This is a genomic window from Agrobacterium sp. O3.4, assembly GCF_041414895.1.
Taxonomy (GTDB): Bacteria; Pseudomonadota; Alphaproteobacteria; order Rhizobiales; family Rhizobiaceae; genus Agrobacterium; species Agrobacterium cucumeris.
The window spans coordinates 91,060-109,018 of the sequence record NZ_JALPZP010000003.1; the positions used below are offsets into that span (position 1 = coordinate 91,060).

Genomic DNA, 17,959 nt, shown 5'->3' on the forward strand with positions numbered 1-17,959 from the left:
CCCCAAATCATTCTTTTCGCCTGCTGCGTTATGACACGGTCATGACAGCGGGAAAACGCCTTGATTGGCAAAGTTCAAAGGAAACTTTGCGGATCGATATCAAGCTGCACATGCACGCTGCCCCGTTCCTTGGGGCCATTGGCCAGCAGCGTCCGAAGAAAGGACTGCATGTCGGAATTGCGTCGCCCGTGCACCAGCAGACGGAAACGATGGCGCCCACGGATCAGCGCCAGCGGCGCTTCCGCCGGGCCAAGCAGCATGATGCCAGTAACCTGCGGGGCAGCAGCCCTCAAACCCCGCGCATGGGTTTCGGCCTCTCCGCGCGTATCGGCGGAAACGATGATCGAGGCAAGACGTCCAAAGGGCGGCAGAACGGCCTTTTCCCGCTCGACGATCTCTCTTTCATAAAAAGCCGAGGCATCACCCGAAACGATTGCCTGCATGACGGGATGCTGCGGCTGGTAAGTCTGCAGCAGGCCATGGCTCTTCAACCCTGTGCGCCCGGCGCGCCCCGTCACCTGCGAGAGCAGCTGGAACGTTCGCTCTGCTGCGCGTGGGTCACCATTGGCAAGGCCGAGATCGGCATCAACGATGCCGACGAGCGTCATCAGCGGAAAATTATGTCCCTTGGCGACGAGCTGTGTGCCAATGACGATGTCCGCCTCACCCTTGACGATCGCCTCCAGCTCCAGCCGCAGGCGCTTGACGCCCATGAGATCGGAGGAGAGCACGATGGTGCGGGCCTCGGGGAAATGTTTCTCCACCTCTTCCGCAATGCGCTCCACGCCCGGCCCGCAGGCCACCAGATGATCGAAGGTGCCGCACTCCGGGCAATGGTCCGGCGTCGGCTCATTGTGGCCACACTGGTGGCACTGCAATTGATTGCGGAAGCGGTGCTCCACCAGCCAGCTGGAACATTGCGGGCACTGGAAACGGTGGCCGCAGACCCGGCAAAGCGTCAGCGGCGCATAACCGCGGCGATTGAGGAACAGCAGCGCCTGCTCGCCCTTCTCTATGGTCTTGCCGATACCACGCAGCAGGACGGGTGAGAGAAACCCTCCCCGCTCCGGCGGATGGCGGCGCATATCAACGAGATGCAGGTCCGGCATCGCCGCATCGCCGAAGCGCGTGTGCAGGTGGATGGTATTGTAACGCCCCGAACTGCCATTGACCTGGCTTTCCACCGACGGCGTTGCCGACACCAGCACCACAGGAAATTCTGCGATCCGCGCCCTGACGACGGCCATGTCACGGGCATTATAAAAGACGCGGTCTTCCTGCTTGTAGGCGGGGTCGTGCTCTTCATCGACGATGATGAGACCGAGATTGTCGAAGGGCAGGAAAAGCGCCGAGCGCGCGCCGGCCACCACCTTCACCTCGCCCGTCACCGCCTGCCGCCAGACCTTTTCCCGCATGCGCGGCGACAGGTCCGAATGCCATTCCGCCGGTTTCGCGCCGAAACGATCCTGAAAACGCTCAAGAAAGGCCGCCGTCAATGCGATTTCAGGCAACAGGATGAGAACCTGCTTGCCCTGACGAAGCGTCTCGGCCACCGCCTCGAAATAAACCTCGGTTTTACCCGAACCGGTCACACCATCGATCAGCGAAACATGAAAGCCGCCCTTGCGCACATCTTCAAGGATTTCCGAAGCGGCCTGTTTCTGCGGGCCTTCCAGCCGCGGCTCGACATAATCGGGATCAGGCTCGGCCACGACAGGCGGCGCCGGCAGAAAAACCGTCTCGAACACTCCCTGCTTGACGAGACCGTCGATGACACTGGTTGAAACGCCGGCGGCATGGGCAAGCCCGCTCTTCGTCCAGCCATGCCCCTCTGCCGCCAGTTCCATCACCCGCTCGCGGGCGGGGGTAAGGCGCTCCGGCCTGCCTTCGGTCAGCCGAAGGCCCTCGATCATCGGTTCTGGATCGAAGGCGGCAGGCGCTCGAAGCGCCATGCGCGCCACGAGTCCGGGGGGCGACAGCGTATAGGCGGCGACCCAGTCCACGAAGCGGCGCATCTCCGCCTTCAGCGGCGGGCATTCGAAACTCTTGGTAATGGGCCGCAGCTTCTTGGGGTCAACGCCCTTGTCGCCGGCATCGTCCCACACCACGCCGAAGACCTGCCGGGGCCCGAGCGGCACCTGAACGACGGAACCGGTCTCAACCACCATATCGTCAGGCACGGCATAACTATAAGGTCCGGGCGCCGGCATGGGCACAAGAACGGGCACCGTGCGCACGGGCGCCGGCGGGTCAAACAGAGCTCCAAAAAGATTGGACGAATCTTTTGCCATGATGTGGCGACCATGCCCCGGCGAAATGAAAAAGGAAACCGCCCGCATGTAGTGGGCGGGCTTTGCAAAGTCCACCTCTTAACCAAATGCTGACCATAAGAGCATAGCGTTGGGACACGGAATGGAGCGCTGCGTGACTGAAATCCTGACATTTGCCGAACCCGATCTGTTGAACGAACGCCAGTCCTGGCTCGCCGCCCTGACCGGCGAACGCCGTCTTTCCGACAATACCGTGGAGGCCTATGAGCGCGACACCCGCCAATTCCTGACGTTCCTTACCGGTTACATTGGCAAACCCGCCGCCATTACCGATATAGCCGATCTGCGCCCGGTCGATCTTCGCGCCTTTCTGGCCAACCGGCGCAAGGAAGGTGCCGGCGCGCGTTCACTCGGCCGACATCTGGCGGGACTGCGCTCCCTTCTTCGCCACCTGCAAAAAAAAGGCCTCGTCAATGCGGCCGGTGCCACCGCGATGCGCGCACCAAAACAGCCGAAATCGCTGCCGAAGCCGCTGACCGATCGACAGGCCCTGAAGATCACCACGGCCGAGGCACAGTTGAACGAGGAACCGTGGATCGCCGCCCGCAATGCGGCAGTCCTCTCGCTGCTTTACGGCTGCGGCCTCCGTATTTCCGAGGCGCTCGGTCTGACGCCGGCCGATTTTCCACCCGGTGCCCGCAGCCTGCGCATCACCGGCAAGGGCAACAAGACGCGCATCGTGCCGCTGCTGGCAGTGGTGACGGAAGCGGTCGATGCCTACAGGAAGCTTTGCCCCTATGCTCTGGTGGCGAATGAACCGATGTTCCTTGGCGCACGCGGCGGCAAGTTACAGCCCGCCATCATCCAGCGGGAAATGCAGAAGCTGCGCGGCGCTTTCGGCCTGCCGGAAAACGCCACGCCACATGCGCTGCGCCATTCCTTCGCCACGCATCTTCTGGCCGGCGGCGGCGATCTGCGTACAATTCAGGAACTGCTCGGCCATGCCAGCCTTTCCACCACCCAGGTCTATACCGGTGTCGACACCGCAAGACTGCTGGAAATCTACGACAATGCTCACCCGCGCGCATGACGCAGGAAATGGTTAACCATAAAGATTAACCAGACATCCAAACCGCCGTTCTATAAGCGAACAAGAACCGGATTGGACCCATGCACAGCCTGATAAAGCCACAAAACTTCACCGCCACCCTGATGGGCAAAACCGGCGACGCCCTGCTCTGGCTGCTGGCGGCCCTGCATGTAACTGCCATCGCCATCCTGCTCATGACATTGCTTTCGCTGGGCGAGGCGGAAGCCGCAGAGCAACAGATCACCTGCACCGGCAGTGATATTCTCGTGGACATGCGCAAGACCGATCCGCAGGCCTTCGCAAAGATCGAACAGGAAGCGGCCGCCATCCCCAATGGCAAGGGCAATTTCTGGCGCATTGAAAAGGCCGGAACTGAGCCGTCTTATCTCCTCGGTACGATGCATGTGACCGATCCACGCGTTCTGGAAATGCCTGCCGCCGCGACACCTGCGTTCGAAAAAGCCGCAACTGTCATCGTGGAATCGGACGAAATCGTCGACGACAAGAAGGTCGCGACCTCGCTGCTGAGCAAACCCGAACTCACCATGTTTCTGGATGGCAAATCGATCACCGATATTTTGTCACCCGAAAATGTTGCGCGTCTGGAAAAGGGTCTGAAGGAGCGAGGCATTCCGCTGAATGCCGTGTCGCGCATGAAGCCATGGATGCTCTCGAGCTTCGTCGCCCTTCCGGCCTGCGAGTTCGCCCGCAAGGCAACCGGCCTTTCCTTTCTCGACAAGAAACTGGCCGAAGATGCGCTCGCAGACGGAAAACGTCTCGTCGGGTTGGAAACGATGGTCGAACAGTTGACGGCCATGTCAGAACTGCCGATGGAATTTCATCTCCAGGCTTTGATCGAAACGCTGGAACTCGGCGATCGCATGGATGACGTGATGAAGACCATGACCGATCTCTACGTCGCCGGCGATATCGGCATGACCATGCCCATGCTGAAAAGCCTGGATCCCAAGAAGGCAGTGGCAGAGAGCGAACAGGGTTACGCCGCCTTCGAGCAACGCATCATCACCGATCGCAATCACGTCATGGCGGATCGGGCGACCCCCGAGCTTGCCAAGGGCAATGTCTTCATGGCCGTCGGCGCGCTGCACCTGCCGGGTGAAGAAGGCGTGATCGAATTGCTGCGCGCAAAGGGCTTTACGCTCACGCGGGTCGACTGACGGTCTCATCCCTAATCTTGACGGGCCGAACATTGGTGCAAAACGGGCGCATCGTCGCTGGCACGATGCGGCGATGAAACGGCCCCACCACGAGAATGTAAAGCCGCCCAAAGACATTCTTGCGCCTGACGATGGTGGTGACATTCACCAACTGGCGGTTAGGGTCCCCTTCGAGATCGACAACGATCCGGAAATCGAGATGGTGATCATCGAAGCCGAGAACTGTCCGCTGCGGCGTGGATGACAGAACCGGAAAACCGCCCGCCGAGGTGCCTGCCGCCAGCTCGACCGTTTTCAAGCCGAAAAGCAAGACGATGCGGTTTCGAAGCGCCATCAGGCTGCTGATCCATGCCGGGGGATGATCGAGAAGAAGCCTGCTCACATCCAGTGACGACGCTTCCGGCATCACCATCTCGCCTTCAAAACAATCCCGCCAGTCAGCGCCCGGCAATATGTCTTCGCTATATTGCATTCCTGAACCCCAGCCGCACGATGCGCTGGAGTTCACCATCTGCTTTTTCAGCCGGACAGAAAACGCGACAAACCGCCGCTTGGTGTTTTCGGCAAAAGTACGAAGCCTGTCCTAGCCGTGTGTCATTCGTTTCAGAACATTGGTGCGCCAGTAGAACTGGTGAACCAGAACAGCTGCGACGTGACCGACGATCAACACCCACATCAGCGCCTTGAAGGGGCCGGAATGTAACTGCCCTGCCGGCTGAGCACCGAAGTAATAGGCGGCTATACCGGACAGAGGCAGGACAAAGAAAAGGGCGTAAAAGGTGAAATGCGCCACTTTGGCGGCGATCTGGAATGGCCGGGGCTCCTCTGCGGGATGCGGCGGCACACCCTGAAAGAAGCGCAGACAGAGGCGCAGAACCGCAAGCAGCAAGACGGCAAAACCGACATAAGCGTGAATATTGGCTGAAGAAATCTGCTCCGGCGTCAATGTTTCACCCTGCCGCATCAGCCGATAGGCATGGGCCATGGCGTCGGGAAATAGCAGGTTGAAGAAGATCAGAAGCGCCATCGCCCAGTGAAGGACGCGCTGCGGAACGGAGAATGAAACTTGACTGGAATACGCCATTTTATTGCCTTTTATCAAAAGGTTAGACAGGCTATGGCGCAAGTATGAAAAACCCCGGCCTGCATGGCAAGCCAGGGTTCAGCAGATGACTGAAATTTAATATTTGAGCGTCAGGCTCAAACACCGATCACATGTGGATCGGCTTGAAGAACGTCGCAAGCGCTGCTTCCTTCACGGCTTCAGACATGGTCGGATGCGCATGGCAGGTGCGGCCAAGATCTTCCGAAGAACCGCCAAATTCCATCAGCACGGTGATCTCGTGGATCATCTCGCCAGCGCCGAAGCCGACGATGTGGCCGCCGAGAACCCGGTCGGTTTCCTTGTCGGCAAGGATCTTCACGAAACCATCCGTCACCTGCATAGCGCGGGCGCGGCCATTGGCGGTGAAGGGGAACTTGCCGACCTTGTAAGCGACGCCAGCGGCCTTCAGTTCTTCCTCGGTCTTGCCGACGGACGCGATTTCCGGCTGTGTATAGACGACTGCCGGAATGACGTCGTAGTTCACATGGCCGCGCTGGCCGGCGAGGATTTCCGCAAGCGCAACGCCCTCGTCTTCCGCCTTGTGCGCCAGCATCGGGCCCTTCACCACGTCGCCGATCGCGTAGATGCCGTCGACATTGGTCTTGTAGTGGCCGTCGATTTCGACGCGGCCGCGGCTATCGAGCACAACACCGGCTTCCGCAAGGCCGAGGCCTTCGGTGTAGGGCTTGCGACCGGTCGAGATCAGCACGACATCAGCTTCGAGCGTTTCGGCAGCGCCACCCTTGACCGGCTCAAACACAACCTTTGCGCCCGTGGCGGTCTTTTCAACGGCCGTTACCTTGGCACCGAGCTTGAAATCAAGGCCCTGCTTGGCCAGCAGACGCTGCGACTGCTTGGAAACTTCGCCATCCATGCCACCGAGAATATTGTCGAGATATTCGACGACGGTCACCTTCCCGCCAAGACGCGACCAGACCGAACCAAGCTCGAGGCCGATGACGCCACCGCCGACAACAATCAGCTTTTCCGGAACCTTGGAAAGAGCGATCGCACCGGTTGAGGAGACGATGACGCTTTCATCGATATCGACCTGAACGCCCGGAATGCCGGCAACATCAGAACCGGTAGCGATGACGATGTTCTTGGCTTCGATTTCCTGGCTCTCGCCCTTGTCGTTGGTGACGGAAACCTTGCCGGCGGAAACCACCTTGCCAGTACCCTGGAAGGCATCGATCTTGTTCTTCTTGAACAGGAAGGCGACGCCATCGACATTGGCCTTCACCACGCCGTCCTTGTGGCCCATCATCTTTTCAAGGTTCAGCTTCGGCGCGGCGACTTCGATACCAAGCGAATCGACGCCATGGGCAACATGGGCAAAGGTTTCGGACGCGTGCAGCAGCGCCTTCGACGGAATGCAGCCGACATTGAGGCAGGTGCCGCCATAGGTCGCACGCTTCTCGATGACAGCGACCTTCAAGCCCAGCTGTGCCGCCTTGACCGCGCAAACATAACCGCCGGGGCCCGTGCCGATTACAACTACATCATATGCCATGTTCGTTTTCCTGATTGATGTCGGGCAAGATACCGGATCATTGCCCTGCTTGCGTTTGACCTGAAATTCAGGCCGCTTTTTCCGTTGCGAGTTTTATACCGAGTGCAATGAAGACCACGCCGCTGGTGCGGTCGATCCATTGGCTGGCGCGCTGAAATGCGGCGCGCATGCGTGGCGTCGTCATGAACAGGCTGACGCCGACGAACCACAGGATAAGGCAGCTCGCCATGACGAGACCATATCCGAATTTGATGGCGACCGGCGTATGGGCATGAACCACCGTCGAAAAGATCGACAGGAAGAAAAACACCGGTTTGGGATTGAGCGCATTGGCGGCGAAACCGAGCGTGAACGCCTTAAGCGCCGTCTGGCTGTTTTTGACCTGAACATCACCCTCGCCTTCAGCCGACGGCAATTCCGCCTTGCCGGCGCGCAGCGCCTTGACGCCGATATAGATCAGATAGGCGACGCCAAGCCATTTGACGATGTTGAAGAGATAGATCGATTGGGAAATGATGAGACCAAGTCCGAGGATCGTATAGGTGACGTGGAACATCAGCGACGTTCCCACACCGAAGCTGGTGACGATGGCCTGCCTGCGCCCATGCACCATGGCCTGGCGCATGACCATAGCAAGATCAGCGCCGGGCGACACGATGGCGAAAGCGAAGATCGCCATCAGGGATGCAAGTTCGATCAAATACTGATGCATCTGAAACAAGCCTCTAGAACATCAAAACGAAAAGCATCAGGGCGAGGCCGAGCATGGAGCCGAGCCAGACCAATGAGCGGATATAAGGCACGCCGGCCAGATAAAGCGGTATGTAAATCACCCGGCAGATCAGCCATATCCAGGCGCCGGTCAGTGCCAGTCCGGACGGATCGCCGGCCATGATGACGCCGAAGGCGAGTGCTATAAAAGCGGGATAGGTTTCCCGGAAATTTTCAGACGCGCGGGCTGCACGGCCGGTAAGCCTGCCTTCCGGTTTCTTCTCCGCATCGCGCGGACCGGCATTCCAGTCCAGCCCCAGTTCCCGCGTCGCCGTCATGGCTTGCAGCATGATGTGCACAGCAAGCAACAGGACGCTAAGACCGATCAGCGGTAAAAAGGGGGAAGCGGCAAGAAATGTCGGCTGCACTTTCGCTCTCCTGATGCGATTTCAGCGGGACCTCAGTTGAAATCCCGCTGAAAGGAAAAGCAAGACCGATTAGAGATCGAGAACCAGACGCTCCGGATCTTCCAAGCTTTCCTTGACGCGAACGAGGAACGTCACGGCCTCCTTGCCGTCAACGATACGGTGATCGTAGGAGAGTGCCAGATACATCATCGGGCGGATGATGACCTGACCGCCGATGGCGACCGGGCGCTCCTGGATCTTGTGCATGCCGAGAATACCCGACTGCGGCGCATTGAGGATCGGCGAAGACATCAGCGAACCGTAGACACCACCATTGGTGATGGTGAAGGTGCCGCCCTGCATGTCGGCCATGCCGAGCGAACCGTCACGCGCTGCCTTGGCGAGGCGGCCGAGTTCCTTTTCGACGCCAGCGATGGAGAGCTGGTCGGCATCGCGGATGACAGGAACAACGAGACCCTTGTCGGTGCCGACAGCCATGCCGACGTGACAATAGTTCTTGTAGATGATGTCCGTGCCGTCGATTTCAGCGTTGACAGCCGGCAGTTCCTTCAGCGCGTGGGTCACGGCCTTGGTGAAGAAGCCCATGAAGCCGAGCTTGACGCCGTGCTTCTTCTCGAACACGTCCTTGTAACGGTTGCGCAGGTCCATAACCGCGCTCATGTCCACCTCGTTATAGGTGGTGAGCATGGCGGCGGTGTTCTGTGCGTCCTTCAGGCGACGGGCGATCGTCTGGCGCAGGCGGGTCATCTTCACGCGCTCTTCGCGAACCTGATCCTGCTCGGCGGAAACCGGACGGGGAGCTGCAGCAACCGGAGCCGGAGCGGCGGCAGGTGCCGAAACGCCCTTGGCGACAGCGGCTAGAACATCACCCTTCAGAACCTGACCGCGCTTGCCCGAACCGTCGACCTGATCGGCAGACAGATTGTTTTCAGCAAGCAGCTTGCCGGCGGCAGGTGCCGGCGGCATGCCGCTGGCGGCGGGCGCAGCAGCGGTTGCTGCGGGTGCCGGTGCGGCAGCGGCGGCAGGCTTTGCAGCCGGTGCGGCGGTCGCAGCGCCGGCAGCACCTTCGGCGATCTGGCCGAGAAGCGCGTCAAGACCAACGGTCTCGCCGTTCTGTGCAACGATTTCGGTCAGCACGCCGGAAGCGGGCGCCGGGACTTCGACGGTAACCTTGTCGGTTTCCAGTTCAACGAGAGGTTCGTCGGCCTTGACGGTATCGCCGACCTTCTTGAACCAGGTGCCGACGGTCGCTTCGCTGACGGATTCGCCGAGGGTTGGTACGCGGATTTCAGTGGCCATGATCTAGTTCCGTTATTCAGGTGTCTTTTTTGCGGGGCGATGCGGGAGAGTTCTCACTCTCCCAGCGCGTCTTCCAGGAACGCAGCAAGCTGCGCCAGGTGCTTGGACATCAGGCCGGTCGCCGGAGAAGCGGCAGCCGGACGGCCCGTGTAACGGACCTTCTGGTACTTGGCGTCGATATGCGCCAGAACCCATTCCAGGTAAGGATCGATGAACGACCACGAACCCATGTTCTTCGGCTCTTCCTGGCACCAGACCATTTCCGCGTGGCGGAAACGGGAAAGCTCGTTGATGAGCGCCTTTGCCGGGAACGGATAAAGCTGTTCGACGCGCAGCAGGTAGATGTCGTCGATACCGCGCTTTTCACGCTCTTCGAGAAGATCGTAATAGACCTTGCCCGTGCACATGACGACACGGCGGATCTTCGAATCCTTCTGCAGCTTGATCGGACCATCCTTGATGACTTCAGCATCGTCCCACAGGAGACGGTGGAAGGAGGACTCGCCGGCCAGCTCCGCCAGCGAAGAAGTGGCACGCTTGTGACGCAGCAGCGACTTCGGCGTCATCAGGATCAGCGGCTTGCGGAAGTCACGCTTCATCTGGCGACGCAGGATGTGGAAGTAATTGGCAGGCGTCGTCACATTGGCGACCTGCATGTTGTCTTCCGCACACATCTGCAGCCAGCGCTCCAGACGGGCAGACGAATGCTCCGGACCCTGACCTTCATAACCATGCGGCAGAAGGCAGACGAGACCGGACATGCGCAGCCACTTGCGTTCACCCGACGAGATGAACTGGTCGAACACCACCTGCGCGCCGTTGGCGAAGTCACCAAACTGGGCTTCCCACAGCGTCAGCGCATTCGGACGGGCAAGCGAGTAGCCATATTCGAAACCAAGAACGGCTTCTTCCGAAAGCATCGAGTTGATGACTTCGTAACGGGCCTGCGTCGGGGCGAGATTGGCGAGCGGGATGTAACGCTCTTCGGTCTCCTGATCGTAAAGAACCGAGTGGCGCTGCGAGAATGTGCCGCGTTCGCAATCCTGGCCGGAAAGACGGATTTTGTGGCCATCAACGACAAGCGAACCGAAAGCCAGAGCTTCCGCCATCGCCCAGTCGATGCCTTCACCCGTCTCGATCATCTGCGAGCGGTTTTCCATGAAACGCTGGATCGTGCGATGCGCGGTGAAACCTTCAGGAATGGTCGACAGCTTCTTGCCGATTTCCTTCAGCTGCTTCATCGGCACGCCGGTCTTGCCACGACGCTGCTCATCGGCATTGTCGGCAGCGCGCAGGCCCGACCACTGACCGTCCAGCCAGTCGGCCTTGTTCGGCTTGTACGACTGACCTGCCTCGAACTCCTGCTCGAGATGGGCGCGCCAGTCAGCCTTGACCTTCTCGAAATCACCTTCGGTGATCAGGCCTTCCGCGATCAGGCGGTCGGCATAGATGCGGGCGACGGTCTTGTGGCCACGGATGACCTTGTACATCTTCGGCTGCGTGAACGCCGGCTCATCGCCTTCGTTATGACCGAAGCGGCGGTAACAGAACATGTCGATGACGACAGGCTTGTGGAACTTCATGCGGTATTCGGTCGCAACCTTCGCCGCATAGACAACCGCTTCCGGATCGTCACCGTTGACGTGGAAGATCGGTGCTTCAATCATCTTGGCGACGTCGGACGGGTAAGGCGACGAGCGCGAGAAGGCCGGGTTCGTCGTGAAACCGATCTGGTTGTTGATGATGAAATGCATGGTGCCGGCAACGCGATGACCGCGCAGGCCGGACAGGCCGAGAATTTCAGCAACAACGCCCTGACCCGCAAAAGCGGCATCACCGTGCAGCAGCAGCGGCAGCACCTTGGCGCGTTCGGAAAGCGGAATGATGTCGCCGTCCCACTGCTTGGCCAGCTGGTCCTGCTTGGCGCGCGCCTTGCCCATGACGACAGGGTTGACGATTTCAAGGTGCGACGGGTTGGCCGTCAGCGACAGGTGAACCTTGTTGCCGTCGAATTCGCGGTCGGAGGAGGCACCCAGATGGTACTTCACGTCGCCCGAACCCTCGACATCGTCAGGCTTGAACGAACCGCCCTTGAATTCGTGGAACACGGCGCGGTGCGGCTTGCCCATGACGTTGGTCAGGACGTTCAGGCGGCCACGGTGGGCCATGCCGAGAACGACTTCTTCCAGGCCTTCCTGGCCGCCGCGCTTGATGATCTGCTCGAGCGCCGGGATCAGCGATTCACCGCCATCAAGGCCGAAACGCTTGGTGCCCTTGAAACGCACGTCGAGGAACTGCTCGTAACCTTCGGCTTCGACCAGCTTGGACAGAATGGCCTTCTTGCCCTCGGGCGTGAAATCTACGCCCTTGTCCGGGCCTTCGATGCGCTCCTGAATCCAGCCCTTTTCTTCCGGGTTGGACATGTGCATGAATTCGACGCCGAGCGTCGAGCAATAGGTGCGCTCGAGAATCTCGACCATCTCGCGCACGCTCGCATATTCGAGGCCAAGCACGTTATCGATGAAAATCTTGCGGTCGTAATCGCTTTCCTCGAAGCCGTAGGACTTCGGCGAAAGCTCATTGTAATCCTCAACGGCGCTGGCGATGCCGAGCGGATCAAGCTTGGCATGCAGGTGGCCGCGCATGCGGTAGGCGCGGATCATCATGATGGCGCGAACGCTGTCACGGGTCGCCTGCAGCACTTCCGCTTCGCTGACGGGCTTGCCGGTCGCGGCGCTCTTCGTCTCGGCCTTCGCCTGAACCTTTTTCTCGATGGCCTTCTCGACCGTGGCCCAGTTGCCGTCGAGTGCGGATACCAGTTCGCCATTTGCCGGGATCGGCCAGTTGGCGCGCTTCCAGGAGGCGCCTTGTGCGGCCTTCTTCACGTCTTCCGGATTATCGGACAACGCCTTGAAGAAGCTCTGCCACTCCGGCGACACGGAAGAGGGATCCTCTTCGTACCGGGCATAGAGCTGCTCGATATAGGCTGCATTCGCGCCGTCCAGAAACGACGTGATCTGAAACTGCTCGTTCGCTTCTTGCCTTGCCATTGTGTTCCTGCGGACTTGTCCGTCCGCCTCCTCGATGCCGTTAGGGCCGTTTCACCGGCCTGCCGCTTTGATTATTGCTGTCTGCCGCCGGGGCGGTATGCCGTCTGTCTATCGTCTTTGCGGCATCGGGCAGCGCAGCGATAAAGCCGCGCCGCCCGTTACCGGTCTCATGTGGTCTCAGCCCTTGAGGACTTCAACCAGCGTCTTGCCGAGGCGCGCCGGGGAAGGCGATACCTTGATGCCGGCTGCTTCCATGGCAGCGATCTTGGACTCTGCATCGCCCTTGCCGCCGGAAACGACAGCGCCGGCGTGGCCCATGGTGCGGCCCTTCGGAGCCGTACGGCCCGCGATGAAGCCGGCCATCGGTTTCTTGCGGCCCTTCTTGGCTTCGTCGATCAGGAACTGCGCCGCATCTTCTTCAGCCGAACCACCGATTTCGCCGATCATGATGATCGACTGCGTGGCTTCGTCGGCGAGGAACATTTCCAGGATGTCGATGAACTCGGTGCCCTTGACCGGGTCGCCGCCGATGCCGACAGCCGTCGTCTGGCCGAGGCCTTCGTTGGATGTCTGGAACACGGCTTCATAGGTGAGCGTGCCGGAGCGCGAAACGATACCGACCGAACCCTTGCGGAAGATGGAGCCCGGCATGATGCCGATCTTGCATTCTTCCGGCGTCATGATGCCGGGGCAGTTCGGGCCGAGCAGGCGCGACTTCGAACGGTCGAGGCGGGCCTTGACGCGCACCATGTCCATCACCGGAATACCTTCGGTGATGCAGGTGATGAACGGGATTTCCGCTTCGATGGCTTCGATGATGGCGTCAGCGGCACCTGCCGGCGGAACGTAGATCACGGATGCGTCTGCACCGGTCTTTTCCTTGGCTTCAGCAACCGTTGCGAAGATCGGCAGGCTTTCGCCCTTGGAGCCGGTCCAGGTTTCGCCACCCTTCTTTGGGTGAATACCGCCGACCATCTGCGTGCCGTAATAGGCAAGCGCCTGTTCGGTGTGGAAGGTACCGGTCTTGCCGGTCAGACCCTGAACAAGGATCTTCGTGTCTTTATTAACGAGAATAGACATTATTTCCGGTCCCTCAATTAGCCGTTGATCGCCGCGACGATCTTCTTGGCTGCGTCGTCCAGATCGTCAGCAGCCGTAATCGCAAGGCCAGATTCGTTCAGGAGCTTCTTGCCAAGTTCGACGTTGGTGCCTTCGAGGCGAACAACGAGCGGAACCTGCAAACCGACTTCCTTCACCGCGGCAATCACGCCTTCGGCGATGACGTCGCACTTCATGATGCCGCCGAAGATGTTGACGAGGATACCCTCGACCTTCGGGTCAGCCGTGATGATCTTGAAGGCTGCCGCAACCTTCTCCTTGCCGGCGCCACCGCCGACGTCGCAGAAGTTAGCCGGCTCTTTGCCGTAAAGCTTGATGATGTCCATCGTCGCCATGGCAAGACCTGCACCATTGACCATGCAGCCGATGTTGCCGTCGAGCGCCACGTAAGCGAGGTCCCACTTGGAGGCTTCGATTTCCTTGGCGTCTTCTTCGGTCTCGTCGCGCAGCGCCTTGACATCGTCATGGCGGAACAGCGCGTTGCCATCGAAGGACATCTTGGCGTCGAGAACGCGCAGATGGCCATTTTCCATGACGATCAGCGGGTTAACCTCGAGGAGAGCCATGTCCTTCTCGTTGAAGGCCTTGTAGAGGATCGGGAACAGCGACTTTGCGTCTTCGGCTGCAGCACCCTCAAGCTCGAGAGCCTTGGAGATCGCGGTAACGTCAGCGTCGCTCACACCCTTTTCCGGGTTGATGGCGATGGTATGGATCTTTTCCGGCGTGTCGTGGGCGACAGCTTCGATGTCCATGCCGCCTTCAGTGGAAACCACGAAGGCAACCTGACCGACGGAACGGTCAACCAGCAGCGAGCAGTAGAGTTCGCGGGCAATGTCGGCGCCGTCTTCGATGTAGAGGCGGTTGACCTGCTTGCCGGCATCGCCCGTCTGGGCCGTCACCAGCGTGTTGCCGAGCATGTCCTTGGAATGGGAGACGACTTCCTCGATCGACTTCGCCAGACGAACGCCGCCCTTGGCGTCGGGGCCGAGTTCCTTGAATTTGCCCTTGCCGCGGCCGCCAGCATGGATCTGGCTCTTGACGACGTAAAGCGGGCCGGGAAGCTGCTTTGCGGCAGCTTCGGCTTCTTCGACCTTGAGGATGGCGACGCCTTCAGCAACCGGCGCACCGTAGCCCTTCAGAAGAGCCTTGGCCTGATATTCGTGAATATTCATGGAATAATCCCTGTTTGGAGCCGCTTGGAATATTACTTCAGCGACGGAGCGATGTTGACGCAGGCTTCGCAAAGACCAGCGACAGCGCCGACGGACTTCTGGAAGGCGGCTTCTTCTTCCTTGTTCAGTTCGATCTCGATGATGCGCTCGATACCGCCGGCACCGATGATGGTGGGCACGCCGACATACATGTCGTCAACGCCATACTGGCCGGAGAGGTGGGCAGCGGCGGGCAGAACGCGCTTCTTGTCCTTGAGGTAGGATTCAGCCATTTCGATCGCCGAAGCGGCCGGCGCATAATAGGCCGAACCGGTCTTCAGCAGGCCGACGATTTCAGCACCGCCGTCGCGGGTGCGCTGGATGATCTGCTCAAGGCGCTCGGCGGTCAGCCAGCCCATCTTGACGAGATCGGTCAGCGGAATGCCGCCAACGGTGGAATAACGTGCGAGCGGCACCATCGTGTCGCCGTGACCGCCAAGAACGAAGGCAGTGACGTCCTGAACCGAAACGTTGAATTCTTCAGCCAGGAACAGGCGGAAACGCGCGCTGTCGAGAACGCCGGCCATGCCGACGACCTTGTTCTTCGGCAGGCCGGAGAACTTCTGCAGCGCCCACACCATGGCGTCGAGCGGGTTGGTGATGCAGATCACAAAAGCGTTCGGGGCATATTTCTTGATGCCGGCGCCGACCTGTTCCATGACCTTGAGGTTGATGCCGAGAAGATCGTCGCGGCTCATGCCGGGCTTGCGGGCAACGCCAGCGGTGACGATGCAGACGTCTGCGCCTTCGATGGCGGCATAATCGGAAGCGCCGGTGAGCTTCGCATTGAAACCTTCAACCGGGCCGGACTGGGCAATATCCAGACCCTTGCCCTGCGGAATGCCGTCGGCGATGTCGAAGAGGACGATATCGCCCAGTTCCTTCAGGCTGGCGAGGTGTGCCAGCGTGCCGCCGATCATGCCAGAACCAATAAGTGCAATTTTTTTGCGAGCCATCGAATGCTTCCTCTTGAGCTTCAATTCAATTTCACCGCGCCAAACCGGCAGCCAAATTGTCGCACTTCGATTAGCCCCATTGGCCAAAATTGGCAACAGATTCTTTTGTGATGAATATTTTCAATCGTTTAGATCATTATTTTCTTACGTAAACGTAAGAAAATGCGTCACGAAAATGTCAAACTTTCTGCCGTTTTTCGTGATGCAGCGCGAGATAATCCGCACTGCGCATCTCAAACAGCCGCGAGGCCGTGCGATCGAACTCGAAACCTTCCGTCCCCTTGCGCTTGCCGAGCAAGTCCTCCGGCATAGCCGCGGCGGAGGCAAAAAGCCTGACGCTGTGGTCATAAAGCGCATCGATAAGAATGATGAAACGTTTGGTCTCGTTCCGCTTATCCGCGTTGAGCAGCGGGATATGATCAATGAAGACCGTATCGAACCGGTTGGCGATGGCGAGAAAATCGGACGCCCCGAGCGGCTTTTCGCAAAGGTCGGAAAACGAAAAACGGGCGACCCGGCCGCTGGCACGCGGCACCAGAATGGAGCGGCCCTTCATTGGTATTTCCGTCGGCGCGACGAGATGGCCGGCAGTCATGTGCCGCCAGGCCATATCCATTGCCTGATCCGCCGTACCATCAAGCGGCGTGACATAGACCGGCAGGCTTTCCAGCTTTTCCATCCGGTAATCGGTCGGGCTGTCCAGCGTCACCACATCCACATATGTCTTCAGCAGATCAACGAAAGGCAGGAACAGGCCGCGATTAAGGCCGTCCTTATAAAGATTGTCGGGCACGACGTTGGAGGTCGTCACCAATGTGCAGCCATTGGCAAACAGCTCGCTGAACAGCCGGGCAAGGATCATCGCATCGGCAATATCCGTGACGGTAAACTCGTCAAAGCACAGGAGCTCGGCTTCCGCCAGCAGCTGGGCGGCAACGGGCGGAATAGGATCGGCCTGTTTGGTTTCGCCATTTTTCAGCTTCTGCCGGTGCGCGTGCACACGATTATGCACGTCGGCCATAAATTCATGAAAGTGGCAGCGGCGCTTGGAGGAAACCGGCGCCATTTCATAAAACATGTCCATCAGCATCGTCTTGCCGCGGCCGACGCTGCCATAGACATACAATCCCTTGACGGGGGCCGCAGGCCCGGCCTTGCGCGCGAACATCCAGCCGAGCGCACTTTTTTTCTTGGCCGGCTTGCGCGCCTTCAGATCAGCAAGAATACGATCGAGATGTGCCGCCACGCCAAGCTGGGCGGCATCGGCCTGCAAAGTGCCAGCTGCCGTCAATGCGTTGAGCTGCTCAACGACACTATGATTGTAATCAGGCAATGGCTTCATGGAAAAGCGCCCCGGTCGCGGAAGCAGCACAGCACCCGCGACGAATGGAATGGCTCAAAACGAGAAAAGCAATCCGGATGCACCGGAAATGCTCATCGGCTGAGGCTGAGCGGCTGGCCGCTATTGGTCGTTCCGTCAAAGCGCGCATCGGCGCTCTTGTAGACGCGGCCGATCGTGTCGCCTGCACGGTTCTTGAAGAGAACCATCTTGCCGGACACTTCCCAGGACCCCATCGCCGTCAGCTCGCCGGAGCAGCCACGGGTGCCACCGCGCGAACCGCTGCCGAGATTGGTGAGCGTCAGGAACATGTCGCAATTGGCGCCGCCATTGGAAACGCGCCAGTTGCCGACCATGGATTCCTTGGTGACGTCGAGCGCCGTCGTCGGCTGAGCCGCAGAAGCCACATCGGTGCCGCCAGGCGTTGCCGAAGCGGGTGCCGATGGGAACTGGCTGCCCGAAGCGCCACCGGGCGGCGGCAGGGCGCCGGACTGAACGGAGGGAACCGGCTGCGCCTGCAGCGGCGGCGTATAACCGGGATTATTGCTGCCGTTGTTGTTGTAATCGTAGGAGGTACGTTGGCAACCGGCAAGGCTCATCACAACCGCAAGGCCCGTCACCACATATCTGAATTGCATATCAAGCTCCCGATTCTCTCGCTTCCGGAAAGACCATGATCGAACAAGAAGG

15 protein-coding genes are annotated in these 17,959 nt (G+C 59.6%); 2 read left to right on the forward strand and 13 right to left on the reverse strand.

Annotation, left to right across the window (positions count from 1 at the left end; translation table 11 throughout):
• Positions 1–74: 74 nt before the first annotated feature.
• Positions 75–2,291: a primosomal protein N' gene (locus M0412_RS17655; RefSeq protein WP_269701198.1), complete on the reverse strand. Its 2,217-nt coding sequence runs from the start codon at positions 2,289–2,291 to the stop codon at positions 75–77.
• A gap of 121 nt (positions 2,292–2,412) precedes the next feature.
• Between M0412_RS17655 and M0412_RS17660 the strand changes: the two genes are divergently transcribed.
• Complete coding sequence (locus M0412_RS17660) at positions 2,413–3,360, forward strand: tyrosine recombinase XerC (RefSeq protein ID WP_269701196.1); 948 nt, start codon at positions 2,413–2,415, stop codon at positions 3,358–3,360.
• 80 nt (positions 3,361–3,440) lie between these two features.
• Positions 3,441–4,538: a TraB/GumN family protein gene (locus M0412_RS17665; RefSeq protein ID WP_269701193.1), complete on the forward strand. Its 1,098-nt coding sequence runs from the start codon at positions 3,441–3,443 to the stop codon at positions 4,536–4,538.
• Here M0412_RS17665 and M0412_RS17670 read toward each other — a convergent pair.
• The 12 genes from M0412_RS17670 to M0412_RS17725 form a co-directional block, all read right to left on the reverse strand.
• Entirely contained in the window at positions 4,522–5,010 is a 489-nt protein-coding gene (locus tag M0412_RS17670; protein WP_269701191.1) for a DUF2867 domain-containing protein, read from the reverse strand. The two genes, M0412_RS17665 and M0412_RS17670, sit on opposite strands and share 17 nt — an antisense overlap.
• A gap of 111 nt (positions 5,011–5,121) precedes the next feature.
• Positions 5,122–5,622 (reverse strand): cytochrome b, encoded by a 501-nt coding sequence (locus M0412_RS17675; protein ID WP_269701189.1) that lies wholly within the window; start codon positions 5,620–5,622, stop codon positions 5,122–5,124.
• 127 nt (positions 5,623–5,749) lie between these two features.
• Positions 5,750–7,156 carry a dihydrolipoyl dehydrogenase gene (gene lpdA / locus M0412_RS17680; protein ID WP_269701187.1) on the reverse strand — a complete coding sequence of 469 codons (1,407 nt, stop codon included), beginning with the start codon at positions 7,154–7,156 and terminating at the stop codon, positions 5,750–5,752.
• A gap of 67 nt (positions 7,157–7,223) precedes the next feature.
• Positions 7,224–7,868 (reverse strand): LysE family translocator, encoded by a 645-nt coding sequence (locus tag M0412_RS17685; RefSeq protein WP_269701185.1) that lies wholly within the window; start codon positions 7,866–7,868, stop codon positions 7,224–7,226.
• Positions 7,869–7,881: 13 nt separating this feature from the next.
• Positions 7,882–8,295 (reverse strand): MAPEG family protein, encoded by a 414-nt coding sequence (locus M0412_RS17690; RefSeq protein ID WP_142842300.1) that lies wholly within the window; start codon positions 8,293–8,295, stop codon positions 7,882–7,884.
• Positions 8,296–8,364: 69 nt separating this feature from the next.
• A complete protein-coding gene (odhB, locus tag M0412_RS17695) occupies positions 8,365–9,594 on the reverse strand; it encodes a 2-oxoglutarate dehydrogenase complex dihydrolipoyllysine-residue succinyltransferase (protein ID WP_269701181.1) in 1,230 nt (409 codons plus the stop codon).
• 53 nt (positions 9,595–9,647) lie between these two features.
• The gene (locus M0412_RS17700; RefSeq protein ID WP_142842298.1) at positions 9,648–12,644 is read right to left on the reverse strand and encodes a 2-oxoglutarate dehydrogenase E1 component; all 2,997 of its coding nucleotides are present in this window, start codon (positions 12,642–12,644) and stop codon (positions 9,648–9,650) included.
• Positions 12,645–12,821: 177 nt separating this feature from the next.
• Positions 12,822–13,724: a succinate--CoA ligase subunit alpha gene (gene sucD, locus M0412_RS17705; RefSeq protein ID WP_046799538.1), complete on the reverse strand. Its 903-nt coding sequence runs from the start codon at positions 13,722–13,724 to the stop codon at positions 12,822–12,824.
• A gap of 17 nt (positions 13,725–13,741) precedes the next feature.
• On the reverse strand, positions 13,742–14,935 hold the full coding sequence (sucC, locus tag M0412_RS17710) for an ADP-forming succinate--CoA ligase subunit beta (protein WP_269701178.1): 1,194 nt from the start codon (positions 14,933–14,935) through the stop codon (positions 13,742–13,744).
• A gap of 32 nt (positions 14,936–14,967) precedes the next feature.
• Complete coding sequence (mdh, locus tag M0412_RS17715) at positions 14,968–15,930, reverse strand: malate dehydrogenase (RefSeq protein WP_003504984.1); 963 nt, start codon at positions 15,928–15,930, stop codon at positions 14,968–14,970.
• A 178-nt stretch (positions 15,931–16,108) separates the two neighbouring features.
• Entirely contained in the window at positions 16,109–17,272 is a 1,164-nt protein-coding gene (gene zapE, locus M0412_RS17720; RefSeq protein ID WP_269701175.1) for a cell division protein ZapE, read from the reverse strand.
• Between the two features lie 92 nt (positions 17,273–17,364).
• Entirely contained in the window at positions 17,365–17,907 is a 543-nt protein-coding gene (locus tag M0412_RS17725) for an AprI/Inh family metalloprotease inhibitor (protein ID WP_269701172.1), read from the reverse strand.
• Positions 17,908–17,959 lie beyond the last annotated feature (52 nt).